This is a genomic window from Myxococcus sp. CA051A, assembly GCF_013336705.1.
GTDB classification, from domain to species: domain Bacteria; phylum Myxococcota; class Myxococcia; order Myxococcales; family Myxococcaceae; genus Myxococcus; species Myxococcus llanfairpwllgwyngyllgogerychwyrndrobwllllantysiliogogogochensis.
The window spans coordinates 1-26,002 of sequence record NZ_JABUMS010000012.1; the positions used below are offsets into that span (position 1 = coordinate 1).

19 protein-coding genes and 2 pseudogenes are annotated in these 26,002 nt (G+C 67.2%); 12 read left to right on the top strand and 9 right to left on the bottom strand.

Annotated features, from left to right (window positions below; translation table 11 throughout):
• The 9 genes and pseudogenes from HUA74_RS30110 to HUA74_RS30150 all read left to right on the top strand — a co-directional run.
• A partial coding sequence (locus HUA74_RS30110) for a transposase (protein ID WP_174454834.1) occupies positions 1 to 186 on the top strand: 186 nt, incomplete at its 5' end.
• 439 nt (positions 187 to 625) lie between these two features.
• Positions 626 to 820 carry a helix-turn-helix domain-containing protein gene (locus HUA74_RS30115; RefSeq protein ID WP_174457493.1) on the top strand — a complete coding sequence of 65 codons (195 nt, stop codon included), beginning with the start codon at positions 626 to 628 and terminating at the stop codon, positions 818 to 820.
• An 87-nt stretch (positions 821 to 907) separates the two neighbouring features.
• On the top strand, positions 908 to 2,368 hold the full coding sequence (locus HUA74_RS30120) for an N-6 DNA methylase (protein ID WP_174457306.1): 1,461 nt from the start codon (positions 908 to 910) through the stop codon (positions 2,366 to 2,368).
• A complete protein-coding gene (locus tag HUA74_RS30125) occupies positions 2,365 to 3,540 on the top strand; it encodes a restriction endonuclease subunit S (RefSeq protein ID WP_174457307.1) in 1,176 nt (391 codons plus the stop codon). Before HUA74_RS30120 ends, HUA74_RS30125 begins: the two co-directional genes overlap by 4 nt.
• Positions 3,540 to 5,891: an EcoAI/FtnUII family type I restriction enzme subunit R gene (hsdR, locus tag HUA74_RS30130; RefSeq protein WP_174457308.1), complete on the top strand. Its 2,352-nt coding sequence runs from the start codon at positions 3,540 to 3,542 to the stop codon at positions 5,889 to 5,891. Before HUA74_RS30125 ends, hsdR begins: the two co-directional genes overlap by 1 nt.
• 443 nt (positions 5,892 to 6,334) lie before the next feature.
• Complete coding sequence (locus tag HUA74_RS30135; protein ID WP_174457309.1) at positions 6,335 to 6,661, top strand: IS66 family insertion sequence element accessory protein TnpB; 327 nt, start codon at positions 6,335 to 6,337, stop codon at positions 6,659 to 6,661.
• Complete coding sequence (gene tnpB, locus HUA74_RS30140) at positions 6,655 to 7,020, top strand: IS66 family insertion sequence element accessory protein TnpB (protein WP_174457310.1); 366 nt, start codon at positions 6,655 to 6,657, stop codon at positions 7,018 to 7,020. The genes HUA74_RS30135 and tnpB overlap by 7 nt, the downstream gene beginning before the upstream one ends.
• Positions 7,021 to 7,036: 16 nt before the next feature.
• Positions 7,037 to 8,586: pseudogene (locus HUA74_RS30145) on the top strand (IS66 family transposase).
• An 82-nt stretch (positions 8,587 to 8,668) separates the two neighbouring features.
• A pseudogene (locus tag HUA74_RS30150) lies at positions 8,669 to 8,995 on the top strand (imm11 family protein); the annotation flags it as partial.
• Between the two features lie 73 nt (positions 8,996 to 9,068).
• Here the strand turns inward: HUA74_RS30150 and HUA74_RS30155 are convergent.
• From HUA74_RS30155 to HUA74_RS30180, 6 genes are all read right to left on the bottom strand, one after another.
• Positions 9,069 to 9,938: a hypothetical protein gene (locus HUA74_RS30155; protein ID WP_141640981.1), complete on the bottom strand. Its 870-nt coding sequence runs from the start codon at positions 9,936 to 9,938 to the stop codon at positions 9,069 to 9,071.
• Between the two features lie 2 nt (positions 9,939 to 9,940).
• Positions 9,941 to 12,556: a TonB-dependent receptor domain-containing protein gene (locus tag HUA74_RS30160; protein WP_174457312.1), complete on the bottom strand. Its 2,616-nt coding sequence runs from the start codon at positions 12,554 to 12,556 to the stop codon at positions 9,941 to 9,943.
• A 38-nt stretch (positions 12,557 to 12,594) separates the two neighbouring features.
• On the bottom strand, positions 12,595 to 13,398 hold the full coding sequence (locus tag HUA74_RS30165; RefSeq protein WP_174457313.1) for an OmpA family protein: 804 nt from the start codon (positions 13,396 to 13,398) through the stop codon (positions 12,595 to 12,597).
• Positions 13,399 to 13,538: 140 nt separating this feature from the next.
• Entirely contained in the window at positions 13,539 to 14,093 is a 555-nt protein-coding gene (locus HUA74_RS30170; protein ID WP_141640984.1) for a chalcone isomerase family protein, read from the bottom strand.
• Positions 14,094 to 14,404: 311 nt separating this feature from the next.
• Complete coding sequence (locus HUA74_RS30175; RefSeq protein ID WP_174457314.1) at positions 14,405 to 15,415, bottom strand: 3-oxoacyl-ACP synthase III family protein; 1,011 nt, start codon at positions 15,413 to 15,415, stop codon at positions 14,405 to 14,407.
• Positions 15,416 to 15,558: 143 nt separating this feature from the next.
• Positions 15,559 to 16,482: a hypothetical protein gene (locus HUA74_RS30180; RefSeq protein WP_174457315.1), complete on the bottom strand. Its 924-nt coding sequence runs from the start codon at positions 16,480 to 16,482 to the stop codon at positions 15,559 to 15,561.
• Positions 16,483 to 16,603: 121 nt separating this feature from the next.
• Between HUA74_RS30180 and HUA74_RS30185 the strand changes: the two genes are divergently transcribed.
• A complete protein-coding gene (locus HUA74_RS30185) occupies positions 16,604 to 18,820 on the top strand; it encodes a molybdopterin oxidoreductase family protein (protein WP_174457316.1) in 2,217 nt (738 codons plus the stop codon).
• Here the strand turns inward: HUA74_RS30185 and HUA74_RS30190 are convergent.
• Positions 18,753 to 19,754, bottom strand: coding sequence for a lysylphosphatidylglycerol synthase domain-containing protein (locus HUA74_RS30190; RefSeq protein WP_254625310.1), 1,002 nt, complete (start codon positions 19,752 to 19,754; stop codon positions 18,753 to 18,755). The two genes, HUA74_RS30185 and HUA74_RS30190, sit on opposite strands and share 68 nt — an antisense overlap.
• Before the next feature lie 298 nt (positions 19,755 to 20,052).
• Here HUA74_RS30190 and HUA74_RS46700 point away from each other — a divergent pair, with 298 nt between their 5' ends.
• Positions 20,053 to 21,039, top strand: a complete 987-nt coding sequence (locus HUA74_RS46700) for a zinc-dependent alcohol dehydrogenase family protein (RefSeq protein WP_174457317.1) — start codon at positions 20,053 to 20,055, stop codon at positions 21,037 to 21,039.
• 32 nt (positions 21,040 to 21,071) lie between these two features.
• Positions 21,072 to 21,845, top strand: a complete 774-nt coding sequence (locus tag HUA74_RS30200) for a glucose 1-dehydrogenase (protein ID WP_174457318.1) — start codon at positions 21,072 to 21,074, stop codon at positions 21,843 to 21,845.
• Positions 21,846 to 21,876: 31 nt separating this feature from the next.
• On the opposite strand, the gene HUA74_RS30205 is transcribed toward HUA74_RS30200, so the two are convergent.
• Together HUA74_RS30205 and HUA74_RS30210 are read right to left on the bottom strand one after the other, a co-directional pair.
• Positions 21,877 to 24,378 carry a hypothetical protein gene (locus HUA74_RS30205; RefSeq protein ID WP_174457319.1) on the bottom strand — a complete coding sequence of 834 codons (2,502 nt, stop codon included), beginning with the start codon at positions 24,376 to 24,378 and terminating at the stop codon, positions 21,877 to 21,879.
• Positions 24,379 to 24,430: 52 nt separating this feature from the next.
• A complete protein-coding gene (locus HUA74_RS30210) occupies positions 24,431 to 25,873 on the bottom strand; it encodes an ELWxxDGT repeat protein (RefSeq protein WP_174457320.1) in 1,443 nt (480 codons plus the stop codon).
• Between the last annotated feature and the right edge of the window lie 129 nt (positions 25,874 to 26,002).

Below are 26,002 nucleotides of genomic sequence, written 5' to 3' on the forward strand. Positions count from 1 at the left end.
ACCAACGGCCTGGAGCGACTCCATGGCGAAGTCAAGCGCCGCATCCGCTCCGTGGGCGCCTTCCCGGACCGCGCCAGCGCACTGCGCCTCATCACCGCCGTCGCCCTCGAAGTCTCTGGCATCTGGGCTGACCGCCGCTACCTCGACATGGCCCTGCTGACTTCAAACCCAGACACCGCTGAATGAATCCGCCAAGGAGCCTTCCTCCCACGTTCCCCCCCCCCGAACCAACCACACACGATTCGGGACTTGACCGCGCACGAGGGGGCGGTGCTCTCGTAGACTTCCGCAGTTCGGGCGGTAGCGGATGAACTCCCAAATACGTTTGCGACAGCCTGGAGGCGTGGCTCAGAGCGGCCCCCGTCCACATTCAGGAGTAATGAGCAAGGTGCCGACACCAAGCGGGTGCGCGAGGCGCTGTCCGTCCCATCACCACGGAGCGCATAGGGGCTACTTGAAGGACTCCATCGCATTACGGACCTGCCTCGGCCATCCCCCGAAATGTACGTCAGAGTGGTATCCCGCCTGTAATCTTCCTGGTGCATTTCAATCCGACTCCGGGCTACTCTCGCAGGCAGAGTCGGAAAAACCTTGGGGACTCGCCAGCAAGATCAGATGGTTACCAATGCCAGAGTCGTGGGGGGCAGGCGAAGAGGTCGCACAGCACCTCGGAGGCGTGCGGAATTCCATTTACCGGTGGATTGAACGCCACGGCCTGCCCGCGCACCGAGTTGGACGCCTCTGGATGATCAAGCTTTCAGAGGTCGACGAGTGGGTCCGCGCCCAGGGGGCTGCACACGAAGAGAAGGGTGAACGTTGATGCTTCATTGCTCCCAGTGGTCCACTGCTGCTTCGAGTTCTTTGTCATCCATGCTGGCCTGCACCGGCAACGCAGGAGCAACGCGAAATGTTTGAACAGGCTTTCAAGCAGATTGACGATATTCTCTGGAAGGAGGCGGGCTGCACGACGGAACTCGACTACACCGAGCAGACCTCGTGGCTCCTGTTCCTGAAGTATCTCGACGGCTTGGAGCAAGACCGCGCTGCCGAGGCCGAGCTTGAGGGGAAGCGGTACGACTTCGTTCTCGACAAGCCGTACCGCTGGGATTCGTGGGCCGCCCCGAAGGACCGCTCCGGTAAGGTCGACCACAACAAGGCGAAGACCGGCCCGGATCTGACCGAGTTTGTCAATACGAAGCTCTTCCCCTACCTGCAACAATTTAAGGAGAAGGCGAGCAGTCCGAATACCATCGAGTACAAGATCGGGGAGATCTTCGGTGAGATAAAGAACAGAATCTCCAGCGGCTACAACCTCCGCGAGATCATCGACGTAATCGACACGCTCCGTTTCCGGTCGCAGGCCGAGAAGCACGAGTTGTCACACCTGTACGAAGCCAAGATTAAGAACATGGGCAACGCTGGGCGGAATGGTGGCGAGTACTATACGCCCCGTCCGCTCATCCGGGCCATCATCCAAGTCGTTGAGCCGAAGATCGGAGAACGCATCTACGATGGGGCTGTCGGATCCGCAGGCTTTCTTTGCGAAGCATTTGACTATTTGAAGAACTCGAAGAAGCCAGGCCTCACGATCAAGGACATGGAGACGCTCCAAGAGCGGACTTTCTACGGCAAGGAGAAGAAGAGTCTCGCCTACGTGATAGCGATCATGAACATGATCCTTCACGGGATCAACACACCGAACATCGTCCACACGAACACCCTTTCCGAGAATCTCGCTGACATCCAGGACAAGGACCGGTTCCACGTGGTCCTCGCCAACCCGCCGTTCGGCGGCAAGGAGCGGCAAGAGGTCCAGCAGAATTTCCCTATCCGCTCCGGCGAGACGGCGTTCCTGTTTCTCCAGCACTTCATTAAGACGCTGAAGGCTGGTGGACGGGCAGGCATTGTCATCAAAAACACGTTCCTTTCGAATACCGACAACGCGGCCAAGAGCCTGCGGAAACTGCTCCTCGAAACCTGCAACCTGCACACGGTGCTCGACTGCCCGAGCGGCACATTCCAGGGAGCCGGGGTCAAAACGGTCGTGCTGTTCTTCCAGAAGGGGGCACCGACCCGGAAGATCTGGTTCTACCAACTCGATCCGGGTCGCAGCCTTGGCAAGACAACCCCCCTTAACGACGATGACTTGGCGGAGTTTGTCCGGTTGCAGAAGACGTTCGCCGACTCGCCGAAGTCGTGGACCTTCGATCTCGCGACAATCGACAAGGATACGTTCGACCTCTCGGTGAAGAACCCGAACGGAGGCGAGGTCGTTGTCCACCGAAGCCCCGAGGACATTCTCGACGAGATCACCGCCTTGGATGCGGAGGGTGCCGAGGTGCTCAAGAGCATCCGGAGGCTTTTGTGAAGGCACAGTGGTCTACGCGCCCATTGGGCGAATTGTGCGACATCCTCGACAGTAAGCGAAAACCGATCACGAAGCGCGACCGTACCCCTGGTGACATCCCGTACTACGGGGCAACCGGCATTCAGGACTATGTCGCGGGGTACCTCTTCGACGAACCCCTTGTTTTGGTAGGTGAGGACGGGGCCAAGTGGGGGCCTGGCGAAAACACTGCATTCGCGGTCGAAGGCAAGTGTTGGGTCAATAATCACGCGCATGTTCTTCGACCACACCGTGCTTTTTTGCTAGATGCTTGGTTGATTCACTATCTGAACCACTTGGATCTTTCTGAGTTCGTGAGCGGTCTGACAGTTCCCAAGCTTAACCAGGGCCGCCTGTGTGAGATCCCGATTCCTGTTCCCCCCCTCCCTGAGCAGCATCGCATCGTCTCTGTCTTGGACAAAGCATTCGATGGGATTGCAAACGCCAAGGCCAACACCGAGAGGAGCCTGCAGAACGCTCGCGAACTTCTTGAATCAGCATTTGCTGCGCTCACCACCAACGCAGAGCAGGCCCAGTGGTTGAAAACGACAGTGGCAGCGCTCGCCGCCCCCAAGAGGGGAGCCATTCGCACAGGCCCGTTCGGAAGCCAGTTGCTTCACAGCGAGTTTGTAGAACAGGGTATAGCTGTTCTTGGTATCGACAATGCTGTCGCAAATGAGTTTCTCTGGGGGAAAAGCCGATTCATCACGCCAGAGAAGTACAGGCAGTTGGAGCGGTACAGAGTCTATCCGGGCGACGTCCTGATCACCATCATGGGAACGTGCGGCCGGTGCGCGGTCGTCCCTGATGACATCCCTGTTGCGATCAACACGAAGCATCTTTGTTGCATCACGCTCGACCACAGCAAGTGTCTCCCCGCTTACCTCCATGCCTATTTCCTTTACCATCCTGTCGCCCGTGAGTTTCTCCTGGCTCAAGCGGATGGAGCGATCATGGACGGGCTGAACATGGGGATCATTGAGAGACTCCCAGTGCACCTTCCGTCAATTACACGGCAGGCCAAGTTCATCTCTGATCTTGAGTCGTTTCGGCAGGATATCCGGCGCCTCGACACCCTCTACCGGCAGAAGCTCGAAGCTCTCGATGAGCTGAAGAAGTCGCTCCTACACCAAGCCTTCTCCGGAGGGATGTGATGGATCGCGTCCTTAATGAGGCCGAAACCCGAGCCGAGCACGTTGACCCAGCTTTGAGGGCTGCTGGTTGGGGTGTCGTCGAGGGAAGTCGCATCCTCCGCGAGTTCCAAATTACACAAGGTAGGCTGGAGGGCCACGGACGCCGCTCTAGGGCCGAGATTGCCGATTACGTCCTCGTCTACCGCAACAAGAAACTCGCCGTCATTGAGGCGAAGCGGTGGGCTTCCCCACTTACGGAAGGTGTTGGGCAAGCCAAGCACTACGCGAAGAAGCTCCCGGTTCGGTTCACTTACTGCACGAACGGCCAGGGTATCTACCGCATCGACATGTCCGATGGGATCGAGGGCGAGGTCGCCCGGTACCCGACGCCGGACGAGCTTTGGAACCTCACCTTCACCAAACAGAACGAGTGGAGAGACCGCTTCTCCACCGTCCCCTATGAGGACAAGGGTGGAGCCTGGGCCTCCCGGTACTACCAGGACACCGCCATCGACCGCGTATTGGAGGCCATTGCCGCCAAGAAGCCGCGCATTCTGCTCACTCTGGCGACGGGGACCGGCAAGACGGCTATCGCGTTTCAGATCGCGTGGAAGCTCTATCACAGCCGGTGGAACCTCTCCCGTGACGGTTCACGGCTGCCCCGCATTCTGTTTCTCGCCGACCGGAACATCCTCGCGGACCAAGCGTTTAATGCCTTCTCGGCCTTTCCCGAGGATGCCTTGGTGCGGATTTCGCCGGACGAGATTCGCAAGCGGAAGAAGGTGCCGAAGAATGGCAGCGTGTTCTTCACCATCTTCCAAACCTTCATGTCGGGGCCTTCGAAGGACGGCAAGCCGTCTCCCTCCTTCGGCGAATATCCACCCGACTTCTTCGACTTCATCATCATCGACGAGTGCCACCGGGGCGGAGCCAACGATGAGAGCACTTGGCGAGACATCCTGGAGTACTTCTCCCCCGCTGTGCAGCTTGGCCTCACGGCGACTCCGAAGCGGAAGGACAACGTCGATACCTATGCCTATTTCGGCGAACCGGTCTTCATCTACTCGCTCAAGGAGGGCATCAACGATGGCTTCCTCACTCCGTTCCGGGTGAAGGAGATTGCGACGACTCTCGATGAGTACGTCTACACGTCGGACGACACTGTGATTGAGGGTGAGATCGAGGCCGGCCGCCGCTACACCGAGAAGGACTTCGCCCGGCGGATCATCGAGATCAAGGAGCGGGAGCAGTACCGGGTCGAACTGTTCATGGGAATGATCGACCAAACAGAGAAGACTCTCGTGTTCTGTGCCACCCAGGACCAGGCATTAGGAGTCCGTGACCTCATCAACCAGACGAAGACCAGCAAGGAGCCGGAGTACTGCGTCCGCGTGACTGCTGCGGACGGCAAGATCGGCGACCAGCACCTTCGGGACTTCCAGGACAGTGAAAAGACGATCCCGACCGTTTTGACGACTTCGCAGAAGCTGTCGACTGGCGTGGATGCCCGCAACGTACGTAACATCGTGCTGATGCGGCCTGTGAACTCGATGATTGAGTTCAAACAGATTATCGGGCGGGGCACCCGGCTCTACCAGGGGAAGGATTACTTCACCATTTACGACTTCGTGAAGGCTCACCACCACTTCAACGATCCCGAGTGGGACGGTGAGCCTGTCGAGCCAGAACCTGGAACGGTAAGCCCAGGCCGCCAAGCGAGGGGTTACGAACACGAGCCGAATGATAATATCGGATGGGTGGAGGACAATGACATCCGCCCCACGCGGATCAAAGTGAAGCTCGCTGATGGGAAGGAACGCACCATCGACAGCATGGTGGCAACGACCTTTTGGAGTGCCGATGGCAGGCCCATGTCGGCGGTGCAGTTCCTTGAGAGCCTCTTCGGAAAGTTGCCCGAGTTGTTCAAAAGCGAGGACGAGCTGCGTGCACTCTGGAGTTCGCCGGAAACCCGCAAGGCCCTCCTCGAACAACTCGCCGAGAAGGGCTTTGGTCGTGAGCCACTTGCCGCCATGCAGAGGGTCGTATCGGCGGAGAACAGCGACATCTACGACGTGCTGGCCTTCGTTGCCTTCGCCTCGCCCCCGGTCGCACGAGAGGCCCGAGCCGCTCAGGCGGACAAGGAACTCCAGTCAAGCCTGAGCAACAAGCAACGGGCGTTCATCGCCTTCGTCCTTGAGCATTACGTGAAGGAGGGCGTCGAGCAGCTCGACGTGGAAAAGCTCGCCCCGCTTCTCCAGCTCAAATATGGCAGCATCGAGGATGCCAAAGAGAATCTCGGCCCCCCATCGGAAATCCGCCGGGTGTTTGTCGAGTTTCAGCGCTACCTGTACCAGCAGAAGAATGCGGCCTGATGAGTACCCGAGAATTTTTCGACACCAATGCGGCTACGGGGGCACGACGGCGCTGTCTCTACGCCGAATGCCCGCAGGCGTGGCAGATGGTCGCTCCATGCCGACTCGGGCTCCTGTCGTCGGTAACCGACCGACGGGCGGCGTCCGACGGGTGCACCCTTCCGTTCGCGCCGCGTGGTAGCCGCGCACGGAGTTCCTCGACGCCGAGGCCTGCGTGACTTCAGGATGAATCAGGCGCGGAGGAGGAGGACTGTTGCCAGCGGTGCGGCAGCAACTCGTCCAGACGTGACGCGGGGTGGCGTAACCGTCCGGCGAGCGACGTGGCGGGAGGCATTGCCGGGGTAGAAGTCGTGGTGGACCCTGTCTGGAATGTCGTATCCGTCCGACGGACGACGTGCTGCGGGGCGTTGTCGGGATGAGCGGGGCAGGTCATCCCTCGACGGATGAGGAAGAGAGCTGAGAAGCCGGAGTGGGTGCGCGTCGTGGAAGAGTTCGAAGCGAGCGGGCTGACGCAGCGGGAGTTCGCCGGACGCCGGGGGCTGAGGCTGAGCACCGTGCAGTCCTGGGTCTACCGCCGGCGACGTCAGGAGCGCACCGAGGCCGAGCCGCCCGTGCGTCTGATCCCAGTGCAGGTGAGCCGTGCGCCCGGACTCGAGGTGGTGATGCTGGAAGTCATTGGCGCCGCCGGAGCGCGCGTGCGTTTCGCCCCCGGCACGGACGTGGACTACGTGGCCCGACTGGTGGCGGCGCTGGAGCGCACCGCGTGCTGACACTGCCGGCCTCGGTGCGAATCCTGCTGGCCACCGGGCCGGTGGACATGCGCAAGTCCATTGATGGGCTCATGGCTCTGGTGCGCACCGCATGGGGCGAGGACGTCTACTCGGGCCACCTCTTCGCTTTCGTCAGTCGGCGCGGAGACCGGGTGAAAATCCTCACCTTCAGCCGGGGCGGCTTCGTCCTGTACTACAAGCGCCTGGAGACAGGCCGCTTCCGGCTGCCGCCGGTGGACGACGATGCACAGTCGGTGCAGTTGGACTACACGCAACTGGCGATGCTGCTGGATGGGATTGACGTGGCCGAGGTGAAGCGCCAGCCCGCCTGGTCACCCCCGGGGCGGGCAGGACGCTGAGCACCTCACGCGGGCAATGGTCCACCCGGCGGGTTGTTCCTCGCGGGTGCCCCGTCAGTTGCCACTCGACCACCATTGCCCCTGGCGCGAGGAAGCCGAGGAGCTCAAAGCGGAGGTGGGCCGTATCGGCGGGGAGCTGGGCGTCCTCAAGGGGCAGATGGCGGCCCTCCAGCGCCATGTCTTCGGCAAGAAGGCGGAGAAGTTGCCGACGATGGCAGCCGAGCTGCGCGGGGAACAGACGGGTGCGGAGGCGAAGGCAGCGCGGGACGAGGCGGCGCTGAAGAAGCGACGCGAGCGCGCGGCCCGCAGGGCCGAGGAGGCGCCCACCCGCGAGATTCGCCACGCCGTCCCAGCCGAGGAGCGCCACTGCCCCGCCTGCGGCAGCGAGGACCTGAAGCCGCTGGGTAAGGGCCGCACCACCGAGATGTACGAGTACCTGCCGGCCCGCTTCGAGCGACAGGTGCATGTGCAGGAAGTCCTCGCGTGCCAGTGCGGTGCGGGCGTGGTGACGGCACCCGCGCCCGCCAGGGTGGTGGACAGGGGCGAGTATGGCCCGGGCCTGCTGGCGCACGTGGTGGTCTCCCAGTGTGCCGACGACATGCCGCTGCACCGACTGGCGCAGCGGATGGAGCGGGGCGACGTCCCCATGAGCCGCAGCACGCTGACGGACCTCTTCCACCAGTCCGCCTCGGTGCTGCTGCCGCTGTCCGAGCATCTATTGCAGTGCATTGCCTCGGCCGAGGTGGTGTGGGCGGACGAGACGCCGCTGCATGTGCTGGACGTGAAGAAGACGAAGCGCGGCTACCTTTGGACATTCCTGACGCGCAACGAGCGAGGCGAGTGGCTCATCGGTTACCGCTTCAGCATGGGGCGCGCGGGCAAGACGCCCAAGCAGGTGCTGGGTGGCACCACGGGCGCGCTCGTGGTGGACGGGTACACTGGGTACAACGCGGTGACGCTGCCTGCAGGGCGCCTCCGCGTCGGATGTTGGGCGCATGTCCGCCGCCGCTTCTTCGACGCGCTCGCCACCGCCCCCGAGGCCCGCGAAGTCCTGGACCTCATCCTCGCGCTCTACCGGGTAGAGGCCCAGGCGCGTGACGCGGGCGTGGTACGCACCGCCGCGCACCGAGAACTCCGTCAGTACCATATCTGGCGCGACTGCGCGCCTGGCTCGAGGACGAGGCCCCACGCCACCTGCCGAAGGGCCCCCTGGGGCTGGCCATCTCCTACGCCATGAAGCAGTGGGACGCGCTGAGCCGCTTCGTCGAGGACGAGCGGTTGCCCCTCGACAACAATCGCTCGGAGGCGGCGCTCCGGAGGGCAGCCCTCGGACGTAAGAATTTTCTCTTTGTCGGCCACCAAGCCGCGGGAGAGAACCTCGCGGGCCTCTACGCGCTGGTAGCCACCTGCGAGGCCAACGGCGTCAATCCCGAGGCGTACCTGGCCGATGTCCTGCTCCGCGTGCAGTCGCATCCCAATTCGCGCATCGGTGAGTTGCTTCCTCACGAGTGGAAGCGCCAACAGACCACGGGCCCGCCCGAGTCACACCTCCAGCCCAACCTCTGAACACCCCCCGGTCGCGGCGCTCGCCGAGCACAGCACCCATCCGTCCTCAACCGCTCACGCCACGTCACTGACCGGACGGTTACAGATGGCCCCGGCCGATGTGCAAATCCTACCCGTCGATATCCAAGGGCATGCCGACCAGTTCTGCATACTGGTCGCGACCAAGCTCATTCAGTGCATTGATGATGCGGCATCCGAAGAGGTGGAATACTGGAAGCCAGAGGATGGGCGTCCAGAGAAAGCAGGGCAGTACCGCAAGGTTTCAGGACTGCGCATCGACCCGTCAAGAGTGGGCGACGCCCAAGTGTTTCGGACATGGGGATGGTCCGTTGTCCTCGTTGTCTCTGAAAGGCTCAAGGGCGCGTTGGAGCGAGTAGGGGCAACCGGAACGCTGTTCGAACCGGTCTAGCCCTCCCTCCTCGGAGCCCGCCCCAACACCGCGTCGCGTGGGGGCAGGCAGATCGCGCCAGCGGTATCCCGGGCTACGGCCCCACATCCACGTCGCGGCTGAGCCAGCCCACTCCGCCGCGTCCGTCGCGCGCCACCACGTAGACGGTGATGCGCTGGGGCGTGGCGGGCGTCTCGTACTTCGACGTCGGGTCTCCAGGCCTGTTGTCCACCGGCTCCTGCGAGCGGAACTCCTTCACCTCGCCGTCTCCCGTGGCGAACCAGCTGTAGAAGACCTGCTCCGTGCGCGGGCCGTCCTCCGCCGTGTACAGCTCCAGGCTGCCCTCCGTGAGCACCGGGCGGAAGACCACCTCCGCATCCAACGGCAAAGGCCCCGTCAGCGTGGCGTCATTCCAGAGGATGTCCGCCACCGCCGGATTCTGATTCGGCGCCGTCGTCGAGCGCACCAACACCTGCCTCACGCCCCGCTCCGTGCCCTCCGGCGTCCCCGAACCGTCCGATGCCTCGTAGCCCACGAAGAGCGGAATGCCCTTCTCCAGCGCCTCGCGCGTGCGCGGGTCATCCGGGTTCGGCGTCCCTCCTCCATTGGGATTCGCCGCGACCAGCGCCTCCTGGAGCACCACCTGCACGTTGGGGTCCTGGAGCGACAACATGCCGTCCGGCAGCGCCACACCGTTCACCCCGGGGCAACGGCCGTCGTACGGGTTGCCGTTGAAGCGACACAGCGCATACGAGACGGTGACGGGACGCGCGTCCGGCGTCACCGCCAGCGCGCTGAACGTCATCGGCCCGGGCAACGCCCCGGTGTCCGGGTCCAACACCAGCTCGGGCGGCTCCGCGCGGATGCCCAGCACCCGCACCCGGCGGATTTCACTCTGCAACTCGAAGTCGGGGCCGCAGGCAAGCAGCAGCGCGGCCAGTGTGACGAAGACTCGCGTGCGCATGCTCAGAAACTCCCCTTGGCGCCGATGACCGGGAGGATGGGCAGTCCCTCGAAGTAGGCGCTCTCGGTGTAGTTGTAGTTGTAGGCGATGCCTTCCACCGCCGCGTTGTTGTAGGCGTTCGTCAAATCCAGATAGAGGTCCAACGTCCACTTGTCGAAGACGAAAATCTTGTCCACGCGCACGTCCAACTGATTGAACGACGGCAGCCGCCGCGAGTTCACTCCCGCGAACAGCGGCAGGAACACGTCGGTGCCGTCATCCCTCACCGAGCCCACCACCGGCGTCGTCGGATTGCCCGACGCGAAGCGGAAGCGCGCCCCCACCTCCCAGCCCCTGGGCAGCTTGTACGAGGCAATGGCCGTCAGCACGTGCGTCTGGTCGTTGTCGAACAAGCGCCAGTTCGCCCCGGGCGCGTCCCGACGCTCGCTCCTGCTGAGCGTGTACGCAATCCAGCCGAACAGGCGCTCCGTCAGCGAGCGGCGGATGAGAATCTCCAGGCCATACACCCGGCCGATGCCCCCGTTCTTCAACCGCTCCGGCACCAGCTCCCCGTCCCGCTCCACCAGCGCGTCCGAGCGGCTGATGAGGTTGTCCAGGTCGTTGTAGAAGACCTCGCCGCTGACGAACCACTCCTGCCGCGGCTGCCACTCCGCGCCCACGCCGTACTGGAGCGAGCGCTTCGCCGACAGGTCCGGATTGCCGAACGCCAGGCTGGGTTCATCCTGCACCGGAGGCCCGTGGTACACGCCCGCGCCACCCTTCAGCGTCAGCGTGTCCGTCAGCGAATAGCGCACCGCGAGGCGCGGGTTGAGCGTGCGCTTCACTTCCTTCTGGTCCGTGAAGATATACCCCTCGTACCGCACGCCCGGCACCACCAGCAGCCCCTTGAACGGACGCCAACGCCCTTCAATCCACAGCGAAGGGAAGTACTGGAGGAAGTCTCCGTCGGTGGTGAGCAGGTCCTCGGTGATGAGCGGGCTGGGCGGCTCGCCCTCGCGCGGCGGACGCTGGATGCGCGCCTTGACGTTCGCGAAGTTGCTCGTCACGTCCACGCCACCCGCCAGGGTGAAGGGCTCGACCAGGGCATACTCCGCGGTGGCGCGCAGGTTCAGGTCCGTGGAGGCGATGCGCAGGTTGCGGTCGCCAATCTCGAACTCCACCAGCGTGTTGCCCACCAGCGCGTGCGTGTCCAACGTGAGCCGGTCCGCGCGGTACTGGTGACGCAGCCGCAGCTGGTTGAAGCCCGTGGTGACCTCCAGGTTGCCGTTGACGGTGGGGTCGTTGTCCGACGGCCGGTCGAACACCAGCCCCAATCTGTCGCGCGAGGTGATGCCCTGAAGCGTGAAGGTGTGGCGCGACAGCGGCTTCCACACCAGCTTGAGCTGCGCGTCGTAGTAGCGCGGCGCCACCTGGAGGCTCGGGCCGTCGCCCTCCGGAATCACGCCCAGCACGATGTCGATGTACGAACGCCGACCGCCAATCGCGAACCCCAGCGTGTCCGTAATCGGCCCTTCAATCACCGCGTTGGATTCAATGAGGCTCACGCCCACGGTGCCGTGGATGCGGTCCATCTTCGGCTCGCGGCTGTTCACGTTGATGACGCCGCCGGTGATGTCGCCGTAGTACGAGGAGAAGTTGCCGGGCAGGTAGTCCAGCGACTCCAGCAGCTCGGAGTTGTAGACGGAGGTCAGGCCGCCAAAGTGGAACAGCAGGGGGATGCGCTGGCCGTCCAGGAAGACGCCGGACTCCTGTGGGCTGGTGCCTCGAATCACGAGCGCGCCGCCGTTGAACGCGGGCCGCGCGACGCCGGGCAGGTTCTGCACCACCTTCAGCGTGTCGCCCTGCGTGCCGGGCACGCGCTGCACCTCCGCCACCTGGAGCGTGGTGCTCGTCACTTCCTTGCGCTCACGGTCGCTTCTCACCACCGTCTCGAAGGGGCTGAAGATGCGCTTCTGCACGTAGTACGTGGCGCGCGTCTCCAGGCCCTCGGACATCGTCTCCTTCGTCTTGAAGCGGTCATACCCGCCCTGCACCACCAGCACCTCGTGGGTGCCCAGGGGCACGCCCCGGAAGGAGAAGCGCCCCTCCGCGTCCGCGACGGTGGACAGGTCCAGCTCCGGCAACACGATTTCCGCGCCGTTGAGCGGCTTGCGCGTGCCGCGCTCCAGCGCCTGACCGCTGAAGTTCACCGGCGCCTCGGGCTGCGAGACACCTCCGTCCTCCGTGGGCTCGGGCGCCACGGGCCGGAAGACGAACTGGTACGCGTACTGGATGCGCACCGGCGACGGGACGTTGTCCACCTCGGCCGGGGAGAACTGGAACTGCTTCACCGCCTCCACCGCGGCCTCGTCGAAGCCGTGCCCCGCGGGCTGAGTGACTTCGACGTTCGTGACGGCGCCCGTCTCCGAGATGTCGATGAACATCACCACCGTCCCCTCCAACTGCTGGGCGGCGGCTTCGGCGGGATACGGCGCTTCCACCTGGCGCAGGAGCTCGGGTGGCTTCGTCAGCACACCGGTGGGGACTCCCGCATCGGGGTCGGCGACGCCGCCATCCGGGGCCTGGGCCAGCGCCCCGGTGGCAACGAGGAAGCAGAAGACGGTGAAGAGCGTTTTCATGAGGGAGGGGCGCACCTACGCGCGCCCTCCCGAAGCTCTCACAACTTGGGCGCGAGGACGATTTCGATGCGCCGGTTCAGGCTGCGGTTCTCCGGCGAATCATTGGCGGCGATCGGCTGGTACTGGCCGTACCCCGCCGCCGACAACGTCGTCGGGTCGACACCCGCGTCCTGGAGCGCCCGGACCACCGCCATGGCCCGCGCCAGGCTCAGCTCCCAGTTGGTGGGGAACTGACCGCCGCCCGTGGGCACGTCGTCCGTGTGGCCCTCCACTCGCACAATCTTCCCCTGCACCGTCTTGAGCGCGTCGGCGATCTTGTTCAGCGCCGCCACGCCCTCCTTGCCCACCCGCGCGGAGCCGGAGGCGAAGAGAATCTTGTCCTTGAGCTGCACCGTCATGCGGCCCTTGAGCTCGGACAGCTCGATTTTGCCTTCCGAAATCTCCGACTTGAGGCTCTGCGCCAGGTTCTCGTACTCGGAGCTCTTCTTCTCCAGCTCCTCCTTCGCCTGCGCCAGCTTCTTGGAGTTGCGCGCCAGCTCGTCATTGAGCGCGGCCAGCTGCGCGTTCTGCTCCTGCAACGCGCGGCGCTCGGCGGCGCCCGCCGTGAGGCGAGACTCGGAGGTGGTCAGCCGCGTCTCCAGCGCTGTCTTCTCCTGCTCCAGCGCGGAGATCTTCTCCTCCAGCTCCTTCACCTTGGCCTCGGCGGCCTCGCGAGCACCCTTCTCGTCGGTGAGTCCCTTGGTGAGCTGCTCCGCCTCCAGGGCCTTCGCGTCGAACTTGCCCTGCGAAACGCATCCCGTGGAGAGCGCGACGAATGCCGCCAGAATCAGCCGTGTCCGCATATGTATGGGTTCTCCCGACAACGATGGTTGGAGCACCACCTTACTGCTCGGGAGCGCCAAGGTCAGGAAGAACCCACACGGGCATTTCGCCAGCCCGGCGCCCTGGCGGGTGGGCCAGGGGGGCCACGGCGGCGCGGCCCTCAGCGCGGGAAGATGGGGTGCACGTCCAGCCAGACGGAGAAGAGCGCGTCGGCGAACGTCTTGCCGGGGATGAAGACGCCGCCGCTGGCCGCGCCGCCGATCTCCAGTCCGCCCCCGGGCGTGTAGGTGATGATGAGGTCCCCGCCCTTCTCCACGTCACGCATGGAGTCGAGCATGACGCCCAGCTGCTGGGACAAGGGCCCCTCGCGCAGCTCCGCGCTGCGGTTCAGGCCGTTGCGGAGGCTGTCCACGAGCTGCGAGCGGGTGATGTCGCGCAGGAAGCGGAAGTGCAGCCGCTTCACGGAGTTGGAGGCGATGGCCTCCGACGCGCTGCGTGGGCGGTCCTCCAGATAGAGGCTCCACACGTAGACCTTGAAGATGAAGCGCTTGTGCAGCTCCATGTGGGCGAGCTCCACCGTGCGCCCCTGGAGCGTCATCGAGTCCGGCATGCGGACCCCGCCCACCTGCTTCTGCCCTGCCTGCGCCACGCCCGTCGCCAGAACCAACCCCAGCACGAGCCACTGCGCGCTCTTCCGCCACGCCTGCTCTCTCATGCGTCCGACCCCCGCCCCGTCCGAGTACGGTGCCGGGATAGGTGCACACGCCCCCGCCCCACCGCCAGCAGATCCGTCCGTGCCCCTGTGGTCTGGTGGACGGAGAAGACCGCCGGTGAGTCCCAGCCCACGCCCGGTGTCAAACCCACGGAGGGACCGCCGGGGCACCAGGTCGGGAGCAGGAGGGGGATGTCGGGGTGATTCAGGGCCATGACGCTCGTTGGAGAACATACCAGTGCTCTCCGACGTGCGGGGCAGCAGGCTTCATGACAGGTCGGGTTCCGGGCATCCGGGCCGGCCAGGCGGGGGGGTCAGGGGGTGCCGGCGCTGGTGCGCTCGAGCAGGGCGCCGGCCCAGGTGAGGCCGCTGCCGACGACGCTGAGCACCACCGCGTCGCCCAGGGAGGCGTCGTCCCAGTGCTCGCTCAGCACGCCTGGAGCCCCGGCCGCGCCGGTGTTGCCCCGGAGGTGGACGTTGAAGCGGTGGCGGGACTCGGGCACCTCGCAGCGGCGCTGGACGGCCTCCAGCATGCGCAGGTTGGCCTGGTGGCCAATGAAGGTGACGTCCTCGTTGCCCTTGCCGGGGTGCTGGACCAGGTAGTGGGCGCGCAAATCCAGGAACGTCTCGCCCGCGCGGCGGATGGCGAACTTCTGCACCTCCGCGCCGTGCTGGGTGAAGTGGCCGATGCGCGGCACCCGCACCTTGTCCGCGCCCGACGGGTCTCCCGCCAGCCGCGTCTCGGTGATTCGCCACCGCCCGGGCACGCGAGGAGAGAGCACCGCCGCCGCCGAGCCGTCCCCCCACAGCACCGCGCTGGAGCGGTCCGTGTAGTCGACGACGCGCGTGGAGTTGTCCATGTTCACCACGAGCACGTACTCCGGCAGGCGCTCCGGCCGCATCCCCGTGAGGAAGTGCAGCTGCGTGCAGAACGAGGAGCAGGCGCTCTGGAGGTCCACCGCCGGAGCGTCGATGCCCAGCACCTGCGCCACGCGGTTGGACTCGGCGGGGATGCACTCGTCCGGACTGCAGCCGCCCGCGACGACGAGGCCGATGTCGGACGGCTTCAGCCCCGCGCGCTCGAGCGCCATCCGCGCCGCCCGCGCCCCGGTCTCCGCGTTGCTGAAGAGGGCCGCCTCTTGAGCGGCCCGCACGTCCCGGTTGCGCGTCTCCCGCAGGTACTCCAGCGGCAGCACCGTGTGACGGGAGCGGATGCCCACCCGCTCCAGAATCCACGCGTCCGAGGTCTCGAGCCCCAGCTCCTCGAGGAAGGCGTTGGTCAGGAGGTTGGGCGGATGGAAGTGGCCGAGCGCGTGCAGGAACATGTGAACCCTCTAACCACGAACCCTGCCCATTCTCTGTCAGCGCCCTGTCACGCCTTCGCCACTCCGCGGAGCAACCAGCCATTCATGCGGCGCGCCGGACCATTCCCGTCACACCTTCGACACGCCGCTGACGCGCCGTGTCGTCACTTCTTCGGCGGGGGAGGCAGGACCTTGGTGGTGAGCACGAGGCGCGAGTCGCCCTTGCCCGTGACGCGCATGCCCAGCTGGTACATCTCCGGAGTGGGGGTGAGCGTCATGGGACCCGCCAGGGAGATGCTGGTGGTCTCCGGTCCATCGGCCAGGACATTCATCGTCCCCTGGTAGGTGATCTCCATCGAGACGGGGCTCTCCTCGTCCGCCGCGAACACGAATGTGGCGGCTACGGAGAAGACACCCATGGGCCCGCGCGCATCCTGGCGAATCTCCGTGAGACGGACGCTGATGCCACGAAACGTCATCCCGTCGTCGGCCTCTCCCTTCTTCTGAAACTCCGCTTCGAACATCTTGGCGAGGCGCTCCACGCTGTCGCCGACCTTGAGCGGCTCGTCGGGAATGGCCGCGACCAGCGGGTTCTCCTTGCCCAACCCATCAAGGTCTTCGAGCACCGCCGTTTGCTCCTCCTTCTTCACCGGCTTGCCCTGGAGACTCGTCACCACGATGCGACCCTTCTTGTATTCCCCCAGGTAGGCCTTCCCATTGACGGGAGACAGCTTGCGCGTCTCCTTTCCTTCCTCCGTCGTCACCTCCACGACCTCGCCATAGGCGATCTTCGCTCGGGTGACGATGCGCCCCTTCGCCGCGAGCGGCGTGAGGACGTCCGTCTGGACCATCGTGCTCGTCCCCGAGATGGCCTCCGGCTCCATGTCCGGCGCGGTCATCGTGAAGTCCTGCTTCATCTCCACGAGCAATCGGTGCTCTTCGGCCTGCCCCACCACCGCGTCCTTCTTGGTGAAGCGCAGCGTCCTGGTCCTGCCCTGCTCCTCCCGGTCGCCCTTCACCTCGTCCCCCAGCGCGACGGACGACAGCGACACCCCCGCGACGGCGACCCACGACCACATTCGGCGCATTTGTTCCCCTCTCGCCGCAATCCTTTCATGTGCTTGCCGCCACCGTCAGCCCTGAAACCGCAGAGCGAAACGCGGCGCTGACAGGCATTGGCGCTCTCATGGGCGATGTAGAGTGCCGCGCATGAGCGCGACGGCTACGTCCCGGGTCCACTTCCGTACGTGCAACCTGTGCGAGGCCATGTGCGGCCTGCGCATCGAGCTGGAGGGCGAGAAAATCACCGCCATCCGAGGAGACGACGAGGACCCGTTCAGTCGGGGCCACGTGTGTCCCAAGGCGCTGGCGCTGAAGGACTTGCATGAGGACCCGGACCGGCTGCGCCATCCGATGCGGCGCACGGCGACGGGCTGGGAGCGCGTGTCGTGGGATGACGCGCTCGACGAGGCGGCGAAACGAATCCACGCCGTGCAGAAGGAGCACGGCCGCGACGCGGTGGCCTCGTACCTGGGCAACCCCAACGTGCACAACCTGGGCAACATGGTGTTCGGCCCGGAGCTGGTGCGCGCGCTGCGCTCACGCAACCGCTTCTCCGCCACGTCGGTGGACCAGCTCCCCCACCAGCTCGTGTCGTACTTCATGTTCGGCCACCAGCTCCTCACGCCCATCCCGGACCTGGACCGCACGCAATACCTGCTCGTCATGGGCGCCAACCCGCTCGCGTCCAACGGCAGCCTGATGACGGCGCCCGACATCCGCGCCCGGCTGCGCGCGATTCAGCAGCGCGGCGGCAAGCTCATCGTCGTGGACCCGCGCCGCACGGAGTCGGCCGCCATCGCCGACAGCCACATCTTCATCCGCCCCGGCACGGACGCGCTCGCGCTGCTGGCGCTGCTGCACGTCGTGCTCGTGGAGAACATGCCGCGCGCAAGCCACCTGGCCGCGCACCTGGAGGGCCTGGAGGCCGTGCGAGAGCTTGCGCGCGACTTCCCGCCCGAGCGGGTGGCGCCCCACACCGGAGTGCCCGCCGAAACGCTGCGCGGAATCGCCCGCGACTTCCTCTCCACCGAGCAGGCCGTCTGCTACGGGCGCATGGGCCTGTCCACCCAGCCGTTCGGCTCGCTGTGCCAGTGGCTCATCAACGTCCTCAACACGGTGACGGGCAACCTGGACCGTCAGGGCGGCGCCATGTTCACCCAGCCCGCGTTCGACGTCGTCGGCGGGCCCAAGGCGATGGCGCTCGGACGCGGCAGCTACGGCCGCTGGAAGAGCCGCGTGCGCGGACTTCCGGAGGTCGGCGGAGAGCTGCCCGCCGCCGTGCTCGCCGAGGAGATGCTCACCCCGGGCGAGGGCCGCATCCGCGCGCTCGTCACCATGGCCGGCAACCCCGTGCTCTCCACGCCCAACGGTCCGCAGTTGGAGCGTGCGCTGGAGGGCCTGGACTTCATGGTGAGCCTGGACCCGTACCTCAACGAGACGACGCGCCACGCAAACCTCATCCTCCCGCCCGTCTCCCCGCTGGAGCGCGGCCACTACGACGTGGCCTTCCACGTTCTGTCGGTGCGCAACACCGCCAAGTACTCGCCGCCCCTCTTCCAGCCCGGGCCGGAGGGACGTCAGGACTGGCAGGTCGTCCTGGCGCTCCAGCACCGCCTGGAGAACCTGCGCCGGGGCCGGCCCTCGCTGCGGCAGACCCTGAAGTACCAGGCCCTCACGCGGATGGGGCCGGAGCGAGTGCTGGATATCGGCCTGCGCATGGGGCCCTACGGTGCCCGCTTCCATCCACTGCGCGATGGCCTGTCCCTGGCGAAGCTGCGCGCGTCACCGCACGGCGTGGACCTGGGCCCGCTCCAACCGTGTCTGCTGGGCCGGCTCCAGACGAAGGACCGGCGCATCCAACTGGCGCCCGCGCCGCTGATGGCGGACGTGCGCCGCCTGCGAGAGACCTTCCCGGAGGGCGCCGCCTGTGAGCCGCGCGACGGAGAGCTGCTGCTCATCGGCCGGCGACACCTGCGCGACAACAACTCCTGGATGCACAACGTGGCGGGGCTGGTGAAGGGCAAGCCGCGCTGCACGTTGATGGTGCACCCGGAGGATGCCTCGCGGCTGGGCCTCGTCGACGGAGTGGCCGCCGTCGTCACCTCGCGCGTGGGCGAAGTGACGGTGCCGGTGGCGGTGACGGACGACGTCATGCGAGGCGTGGTGAGCCTGCCGCACGGCTACGGCCACCGCCGTCAGGGCACGGGCCAGCGCATCGCCGCCGAGCACGCGGGCATCAGTCAGAACGACCTGACGGATGACCGCGCCGTGGACCTGCTCAGCGGCAACGCCGCCTTCAACGGTACACCGGTGAAGGTGAAGCCGGCCGAGGTGCCGGGCGCACCCGCCACACCAGCGGCGTGAGCGCGCCGGCCGCGACGAAGACGAGCTGCACCAGATGGCTCAGCAGTGCCACCGACATGGCTCGCGCGGTGGTGGTGTCCAACACGCCCGCCGCCAGCGCGAAGGCGCCGTCGCTGACGCCCAGTTGCCCGGGCACCAGAGAGCCCACCGCCAGCGCGCAGAGGTAGAGACCTTGCGAGAAGAGGGCCTGCACCAGCGACGTGTCGATGCCCACCGCGTGCGTCAGCACCGCGTACTGCGCCACCTGCAGCGTGCGGCTGCCCAGGAAGGCCAGCACGGGGCCCCAGGGCAGCAGGGTGCCGTGACAGGCCGTCACACGGAACTGTTCCGTGTGGTGGGCCCAGCGCTGGGAGCGGCGCGCGAGCCACGCACAGGGCTTGCGTGCGCGCATGCACGCGCGCAGGCCGGTGGAGGCCACCACCAGCACCACGCCATGGCCCAGCATGGCCAGGGTGAAGGCGGACCAGCCCGTCAGCAGGAAGGACGCCACGGCGCAGGGAAAGGAGATGAGCCCTCCCGCCGCCAGCGAGGCCGCCTGCGACGTGGCCGCCGCCGCGGTGGCCGTGGCGCCTCCCATGTGGGGCGACAGCAGCGCCGCCTTGGTCGCCTCCGCCGCCGCGCGGCCCGCGGGCGCCATGCTGGACACCGCCGTGCCGATGAGCTGCGCGCGCGCCAGCACCTTCAGCGGGACGTGCTCCGCCCTGGCGCCATAGGAGGCGCGCGTCGCGAGCGCGTCCATGCCCTGACGTCCCAGCTCCAGCAGCGCCACCCACGGCAGCCAGGGCGCGGCGGCCAGCAGCACCCCGCCCAGCTCCTGGGGCCCTGCCTTTCGCACCAGCAGCGCCAGCATCCCCAGTCCGGCCACCGCGAAGACGGGCCGCAGCAGCCCCGTCACCTTTCGTCGCCAGGACCCCGACACCGAAGGCACCGCCATCGCGGCATCCATCGGTCGGCCGAGGGTCATTTCCCCGCGCGCGTTGCTCACCGTCGCCTCCTCACCATCCCTGCGCCCCGAGTCACCGTGGAAGGTGGACAGCCCCCCACGGGATGGCGAGGGCCGTCCGCCGCACGGCGGCCACCTCCCTCTTCCCGAGTCAGCCGGTGGACATCCGAGCCTGGTCCCCCCACCCCGGAGCACCGGTTGCCCGAGCGACGCGGAGTGCGTGCTCGGCTCCGGCGCCGAAGGTCGCTAGGGTGAGGGCCCGATTTCCCGCGCGCACACGGAGCAACACATGAAAGCGGTCCGGTTTTCGAAGTTCGGGCACCCGTTGAAAGTGGTGGAGGTGGTGGAGGAGCCCGACGCGGAGCTGAAGTCGGGTGAGGTCCGCATCGAAGTGTTGGCCGCGCCCATCAATCCCTCGGACGTGCTCACCCTCTCCGGACAGTACGGCTCGCTGCCCAAGCTGCCGGCGGTGCCGGGCAACGAGGGCGTGGGCCGCGTGGTGGAGGTGAAGGACTCCTCGGCGGTGAAGGTGGGAGACGTCGTCTTCCTGCCGCTGGGCTCGGGGACATGGCGCACCCACCTGGTCGCCCCCGCCGAGGGACTGACGCCGGTGCCCAAGGGCACGGACGTGAAGCAGGCGTCCATGCTGTTCGTCAACCCGCCCACCGCGGACATCATGCTGCGCGAGTTCGTCACCCTCCAGTCCGGAGACTGGGTGCTCCAGAACGCGGCCAACTCCGCGGTGGGCCGCTACCTCATCACCCTGGCGAAGCAGGCTGGCTACAAGACGCTCAACGTCGTGCGCCGCGAGGAGCTGGCGCCGGAGCTGCTCGCGCTGGGCGCGGATGTCGTGCTCACGGACACGGACGATTTGCCGGAGCGGGTGCGCGCGGCGACGGGCGGCGCGAAGGTGCGGCTGGCCATCGATGGCGTGGGCGGCGACTCCACGCGGCGGCTCGGCGACTCGCTCGCCACCGGTGGCACGGTGGTCAACTACGGCGTCATGAGCGGCAAGGGCCCCAAGCTGTCGGCGGCGGCCACCATCTTCAAGGACGTCACCCTGCGCGGCTTCTGGCTGGTGCTGTGGTTGAAGCGCGCCGAGCGCGAGCACCAGCGCGAGACCTACGCCCGGCTGTCGAAGCTCCTGGCGGACGGCACGCTGAAGACGGCGGTGGAAGGCACCTTCTCGCTGGACGCCATCCAGGAAGCCCTGGCGCGCGCCATGGAAGGTGGACGGGGCGGCAAGGTGCTGCTCACGCCCAACGGTCCGGTTTGATTCCAACTCGCAGCCCTGAAAGGCACACGACGATGAAACGCGTGGAAGGCAAGGTGGCACTCATCACCGGCGCGGCGGGGGGCCTTGGCAGCGCGTCCGCGCGGATGCTGGCGCGCGAGGGCGCGAAGGTCGTGGTGACGGACCGCGCGAGCCAGGAGGCGCTCGGGCGCGAAGTGGCCGCGTCCCTGGGCGAGGGCAAGGGTCTGTTCCTCCCGCTGGACGTCACCCGCGAGGAGGACTGGATTCGCGCCATCGACACGACGCTGGAGCAGTTCGGCCGGCTGGACGTGCTCGTCAACAACGCGGGCCTGGGCATCCCCAAGGACGTGGAGAACCTCTCCCTGGAGGAGTGGCGGCTGGTGCACGCGGTCAACCTGGACGGCACGTTCCTGGGCTGCAAACACGGCATCCGCGCCATGCGCCAGTGTGGCGCCAGGGGCTCCATCATCAACATCTCCTCGCTGGCGGGCCTCATCGGCGTGCCCACCCTGCCCGCCTATGGCAGCGCCAAGGGCGCCGTGCGCATGTTCACCAAGTCGGTGGCGCTGCACTGCGCGCAGCAGGGCTACGGCATCCGCTGCAACTCCATCCACCCCACCTTCGTCGAGACGACCATGGTGAAGGCGCTGATGGAAGCCAGCGGGATGCCCGACAAGGCGCGCGAGGGCATGCGGCGCAGCATCCCCCTGGGGCACCTGGGCGAGCCGGACGACATCGCCCACGCCGTCGTGTACCTCGCGTCCGACGAGTCGAAGCTGATGACGGGCTCGGAGTTCGTCCTCGACGGCGGCTCCTCCGCGCAGTAGCGGAGGCTTCGAGCCGGGTGACTGGCGGCGCTCAGTTCCAGGGCGCCGTCAGCAGCTGCGCGAAGCGCACGCTCAGCTCCGGGCGCCGCATCATCGCTTGTATCCAGGCCTGCGCCTCCGTGCTCCAGTCGGCAATCGACAGGCCGCGCGCCTCGAAGACCTCCAGCGAGTTGCCACACACGCTCATCGCCTTGAGCACCCGCGCGTACTCCAGCAGCGTGCCCAGCGTCGCCCCGGGGAGGATGACCTCCGTGTCCAGGTCCTGTGCATCCACCCGGGGGCTGGACTGGAACCACCGCTCCGGGGACATGGGCGTTCCCATCTGGGCCACCGCGCTCATCAGCCGCGCGCGGTGCGCTTCCTGCTCCTGCCGGATGCGGTCGGCCTCGAGCTGGGCCAGCTCCATCTGCCGCTGCTGGTCCCTGCGTCGGGACTCCTCCACGCGCCGCCTCAGCTCGTCCTGGCGCCGACGCTCCTCCTCGTCCCGCCGACGCTCCAGGTACTCGCCCATCATCTTCACGTCGACGTGGATGTCCTCCAGCAGGTCCCGGTGGTAGCTGGACTCGGCCTCCGCGACGGGCGCCTCGCGCACGCGCCGCTCGAAGTCCGGGAGCCACGCCATGAAGCGCTCCACGTCGGGGATGAGGAAGTCGTGCCCCTGGCGCAGCGCATTGTTGAGCGGCGCGGACGCGGAGGACACCGCGTGCGAGGTGGAGCGCGGCCACGCATCCACCCGCGCCTCCGCGGCCGCCCAGACGAAGGGGAGCCGCTCGGCCAGCGTCTGGGCGGAGACGTCACCCAACAGCCACCCCACCAGCCCCGGGAGCTGGAGCTGCGAGTCCGCGCGCCACCACGTCTCGAAGGTGGCGATGGCGTCCGGCTCCGCCGCGAGCTGGCGCTCCCACAGCTCCTGTCGCCAGGGCGTGAAGGCGGCCAGCAGCTCCGCGCGCTCGCTGGGGTGGCACTGGAAGCGCAGCCACACGGCGTCGATGAGCTCCTCACGGCCGGAGATGCCGCTCCAGGAGCGCACCGCCTTCGCCAGCGGGGCCAGCACCGCCGCGCGCGCGGGCCGCTCCCACGCCGCCATCAGCAGCCGCGCCGAGCGGCCTCGCCCCAGTTCTGGCGCCAGGCGGTCCAGCCGCCCCGGCAGCGACACCAGCAGGTCCAGCAGCTCCTTCGCGCACGCGGCGTCCCGCGCCCACGAGTGCACCAGCGTCAGCTCCTCCACATCGCCCAGCGCGAGGAGGCTCGTGAAGGCGCCCGCCCTCACCAGCTCCGCGCGCTCGGAGGAGGGCGCGACGCGGAGCGCTCGAACGGCGGCGTCATGAAACGCGCGCGCGGCCGGCGTGGCCCGGGCCTCGCGCTCCTCGGTGGCCCACTCCAGCCACCGCATCACGTTGCGCGCGGGCCACGTGCCCAGCGTGTCGCGAGCCCACGCCCCCCAGCGGGCCTGGACCTCCGGTGACAGGCGCTCGAAGGGCATGTTGCGGGCCCAGGACTGCACCGCGTCCGCGAGCGCGTCCGGCTCCCGCGCGCTGACGGCGAGCACCGCGTCCAGCACCTCCAGCGTGGGCGGTGAAGGCAGTCGTCGCAGCACATCCCGGACGAAGGCCGCGTCTCCCGTCTCGCGGAGGCGCTCGAGCAGCGCCGACGAGCCGAGCGACGCCAGCGCCCCCCGCGCCTCCGTCACCACCTCCGCGTCCTCCGAGTCCAGCGCGGCGAGCAGCCCCGGCTCGTCCTGGAGCACGAGCGCGCACTCGAAGCGGAGGTCCTCGTCCGGAGAGCGCAGCCCCTCGCGCAGCGCGAAGAGCAGGTCCACTTCGGGCGGCTTGCCGGTGGCGCGCACCCAGGCCACCGCGGCGCGCGCGGTGTGCTCCGGGAAGCCCGCGAAGATGTCGCGCGCGTGGCGCTCGATGAACTCGCGCTGCTGCCGCTGCAACCGCGTGCGGCTCCACACCCGCCAGCGAGTCAGGGCAAGCGCGGCCTCCATCGCCGCGCGTCCCTCCTGGTACAGACAGGACAGGACGGTGGAGAACATGTCCCGCGTGTCCTGTCTCAGCTGGACCTTGGCGAGCGCCGCGAGCTGGCGGACCTCGGGAGCCTGGCTGCGCTGGAACATCGCCGCCAGAAAGTCCTCGTCATCCTCATCGGAGGAGGATTCAGGGATGGGCGGCTGGGTCCACGGGAGCTGTTCGGCCCAGCGGTCCTCGGCGTCCTCCGCGAAGTCCGGCAGCGTCAGGAAGGGCTGGCACTCGCGCACGTCCGCGACGACGCGCAGCACGTCCGCCCACCGCGCGGCGTACTGGGACTCCAACTGCCAGGACAGGGAGGGCTCCAGCGCCTCCAGTCGCCCCACCACCGAGAAGCGGTCCACGCCCGCGTGCAGCAGCATGCGCGCGGCGCCGTAGTGCTCGGGCGGCACCGGGCCGCACGCGCAGCTGGGACACCGGATGCCGGGCGTGTTGAAGCGGGTGCAGCCCGGACACCGCACCCGCGTGCCACGGAGGGCACCGTTCTCCCACGGAAGGGCCATGCCCCCTGTCTACAACGTCCCGGTGCCGCCGTGCCCGCCTGGACTCACCGGCTCAGGGAGGACACCCCCCATCCGGCCGGATGAGCAGGGCATACAGCCGCCGGACGCCCGTGTTGTCCTCGGCGGTGAAGAACGCATGGTCCTGGGAGCGCGTGAAACTCCTCGGGCTGGAGGAGAGCGGCCCGGGCGCGATTTCCGTCAGGGACACCGTGGAGATGCGCACCCCGTCGCCCACCCACGGCTCCGCGCCCCGGTTGCGAATGGACGCGCCGAAGAAGAGCAGGTCCTCGAGCGTCGTCAGCTCGCTCGGGAACGAGCTGCCCGCTCCGGCCTCCAGGTCTCCGAACAGGCGCGTGCGCTGCTCCGTGCCGTCGCTGTCCCAGGGCTCCACGCCATAGACGCCGTCATTCGCGGCGAAGAAGAGCTGGTTGCCCAGCACCGCGAAGTGCTCGGGATACGAGCCCTCGGGTCCCGGGCGGATGTCCTCCACCCGCGTGGTGCCCGCGGGGGTGCCGTCGCTGCGCCACAGCTCCATGTCCTCGATGGCCATGTGCGGTGAGGCGCCGAACAGCAACTTCCCGTCCACTCCCGCCAGCTCTCCCACCATCCCGAACTGGCCCAGCATCACCGGCGTCGCGCCCGCGTCCGTCACCATCAACGTCCCGCTCCTGCCGTGGGAGCCGCCGCCTCCGTGCACGCCGCCCTCGACGAAGAACAGCTTGCGGCCCACGGGCGTCAGCGGACTCGGGATGCCCTGGTCGCTCGGCGTGCGGAACACCTCCACGGCGCCGGGGCCGCCCTCCGTGCGCATCAACAACGTGAAGGTGCTGAGCGCCGAGCGCAGGAAATACAGCGCGCCATCTCCTCCCTGGGTGAGCTGGGACGGAGACGAGTCCTCGGTCCCCACCTCCAGGTCCTCCACCAGGAACGTGCCCGCGGACGTGCCGTCGCTGCGCCACAGCTCGCGCCCGTGCACCGGGTCTCCCGCCGTGAAGTAGAGCAGCCCCTTGAACGCGAACAACTCGGTCGGGAACGAGCCCACCGCGCCGGGCCAGATGTCCTTCACGCGTCGGGTGCCGTCAGTGGTGCCATCCGTCGCGAACAACTCGCGCCCCGCCACCGGGTCCGTGGCGGCGAAGAACACCTGAGTCCCCACCCGCGTGAACCACCGGGGGTCCGAGCTCCCGCTTCCGACAACGAGGTCCTTCAGCAGTCGGGTCCCCGCTCCCGGCACGCCGTTGCTCACCCACGGCTCGCGACCTCGCACGCCGTCGTCCACGCTGAACACCAGGCCCGTCGGGCCGGGGGCCAGGGGTGGCGAGAACGGTGTCTCCTCCACCGCCGTGACACCCAGCGACACGGCGGTCCGCGAGCAGGCCTCCCAGGTGCTCACGAGCGGGGATGCGGCCTCCCCCGCTGGCTCCGACGAGCCCGGAGCAGAGGAACAACTCGCGAGCAGACACACCATCCCCAGGAAACGACGCCGGTACCTCATCGGGACTTCTCCTCCATCCGCGCGAGCCGACCGCGGGCGCCCTTTGAGGACACCGACGTCGAGACCTCCGCGCGAGCGTGAGACGAAGCCAATTCGCGCCGCGAGACAACGACCCTCCGGTGGGGGCGC

Coding starts and splice junctions, on each gene's coding strand:
- HUA74_RS30175 (WP_174457314.1), bottom strand. CDS start 15,415: ATGTTCCTGCACGCGCTCGGCCACTTCCATCCGCCCAACCTCCTGACC.
- HUA74_RS30160 (WP_174457312.1), bottom strand. CDS start 12,556: ATGAAAACGCTCTTCACCGTCTTCTGCTTCCTCGTTGCCACCGGGGCG.
- HUA74_RS30170 (WP_141640984.1), bottom strand. CDS start 14,093: ATGAGAGAGCAGGCGTGGCGGAAGAGCGCGCAGTGGCTCGTGCTGGGG.
- hsdR (WP_174457308.1), top strand. CDS start 3,540: ATGGATCGCGTCCTTAATGAGGCCGAAACCCGAGCCGAGCACGTTGAC.
- HUA74_RS30200 (WP_174457318.1), top strand. CDS start 21,072: ATGAAACGCGTGGAAGGCAAGGTGGCACTCATCACCGGCGCGGCGGGG.
- HUA74_RS30165 (WP_174457313.1), bottom strand. CDS start 13,398: ATGCGGACACGGCTGATTCTGGCGGCATTCGTCGCGCTCTCCACGGGA.
- HUA74_RS30180 (WP_174457315.1), bottom strand. CDS start 16,482: ATGCGCCGAATGTGGTCGTGGGTCGCCGTCGCGGGGGTGTCGCTGTCG.
- HUA74_RS30190 (WP_254625310.1), bottom strand. CDS start 19,754: ATGGCGGTGCCTTCGGTGTCGGGGTCCTGGCGACGAAAGGTGACGGGG.
- HUA74_RS30210 (WP_174457320.1), bottom strand. CDS start 25,873: ATGAGGTACCGGCGTCGTTTCCTGGGGATGGTGTGTCTGCTCGCGAGT.
- HUA74_RS30135 (WP_174457309.1), top strand. CDS start 6,335: ATGAGGAAGAGAGCTGAGAAGCCGGAGTGGGTGCGCGTCGTGGAAGAG.
- HUA74_RS30115 (WP_174457493.1), top strand. CDS start 626: ATGCCAGAGTCGTGGGGGGCAGGCGAAGAGGTCGCACAGCACCTCGGA.
- HUA74_RS46700 (WP_174457317.1), top strand. CDS start 20,053: ATGAAAGCGGTCCGGTTTTCGAAGTTCGGGCACCCGTTGAAAGTGGTG.
- HUA74_RS30185 (WP_174457316.1), top strand. CDS start 16,604: ATGAGCGCGACGGCTACGTCCCGGGTCCACTTCCGTACGTGCAACCTG.
- HUA74_RS30155 (WP_141640981.1), bottom strand. CDS start 9,938: ATGCGCACGCGAGTCTTCGTCACACTGGCCGCGCTGCTGCTTGCCTGC.
- HUA74_RS30205 (WP_174457319.1), bottom strand. CDS start 24,378: ATGGCCCTTCCGTGGGAGAACGGTGCCCTCCGTGGCACGCGGGTGCGG.
- HUA74_RS30120 (WP_174457306.1), top strand. CDS start 908: ATGTTTGAACAGGCTTTCAAGCAGATTGACGATATTCTCTGGAAGGAG.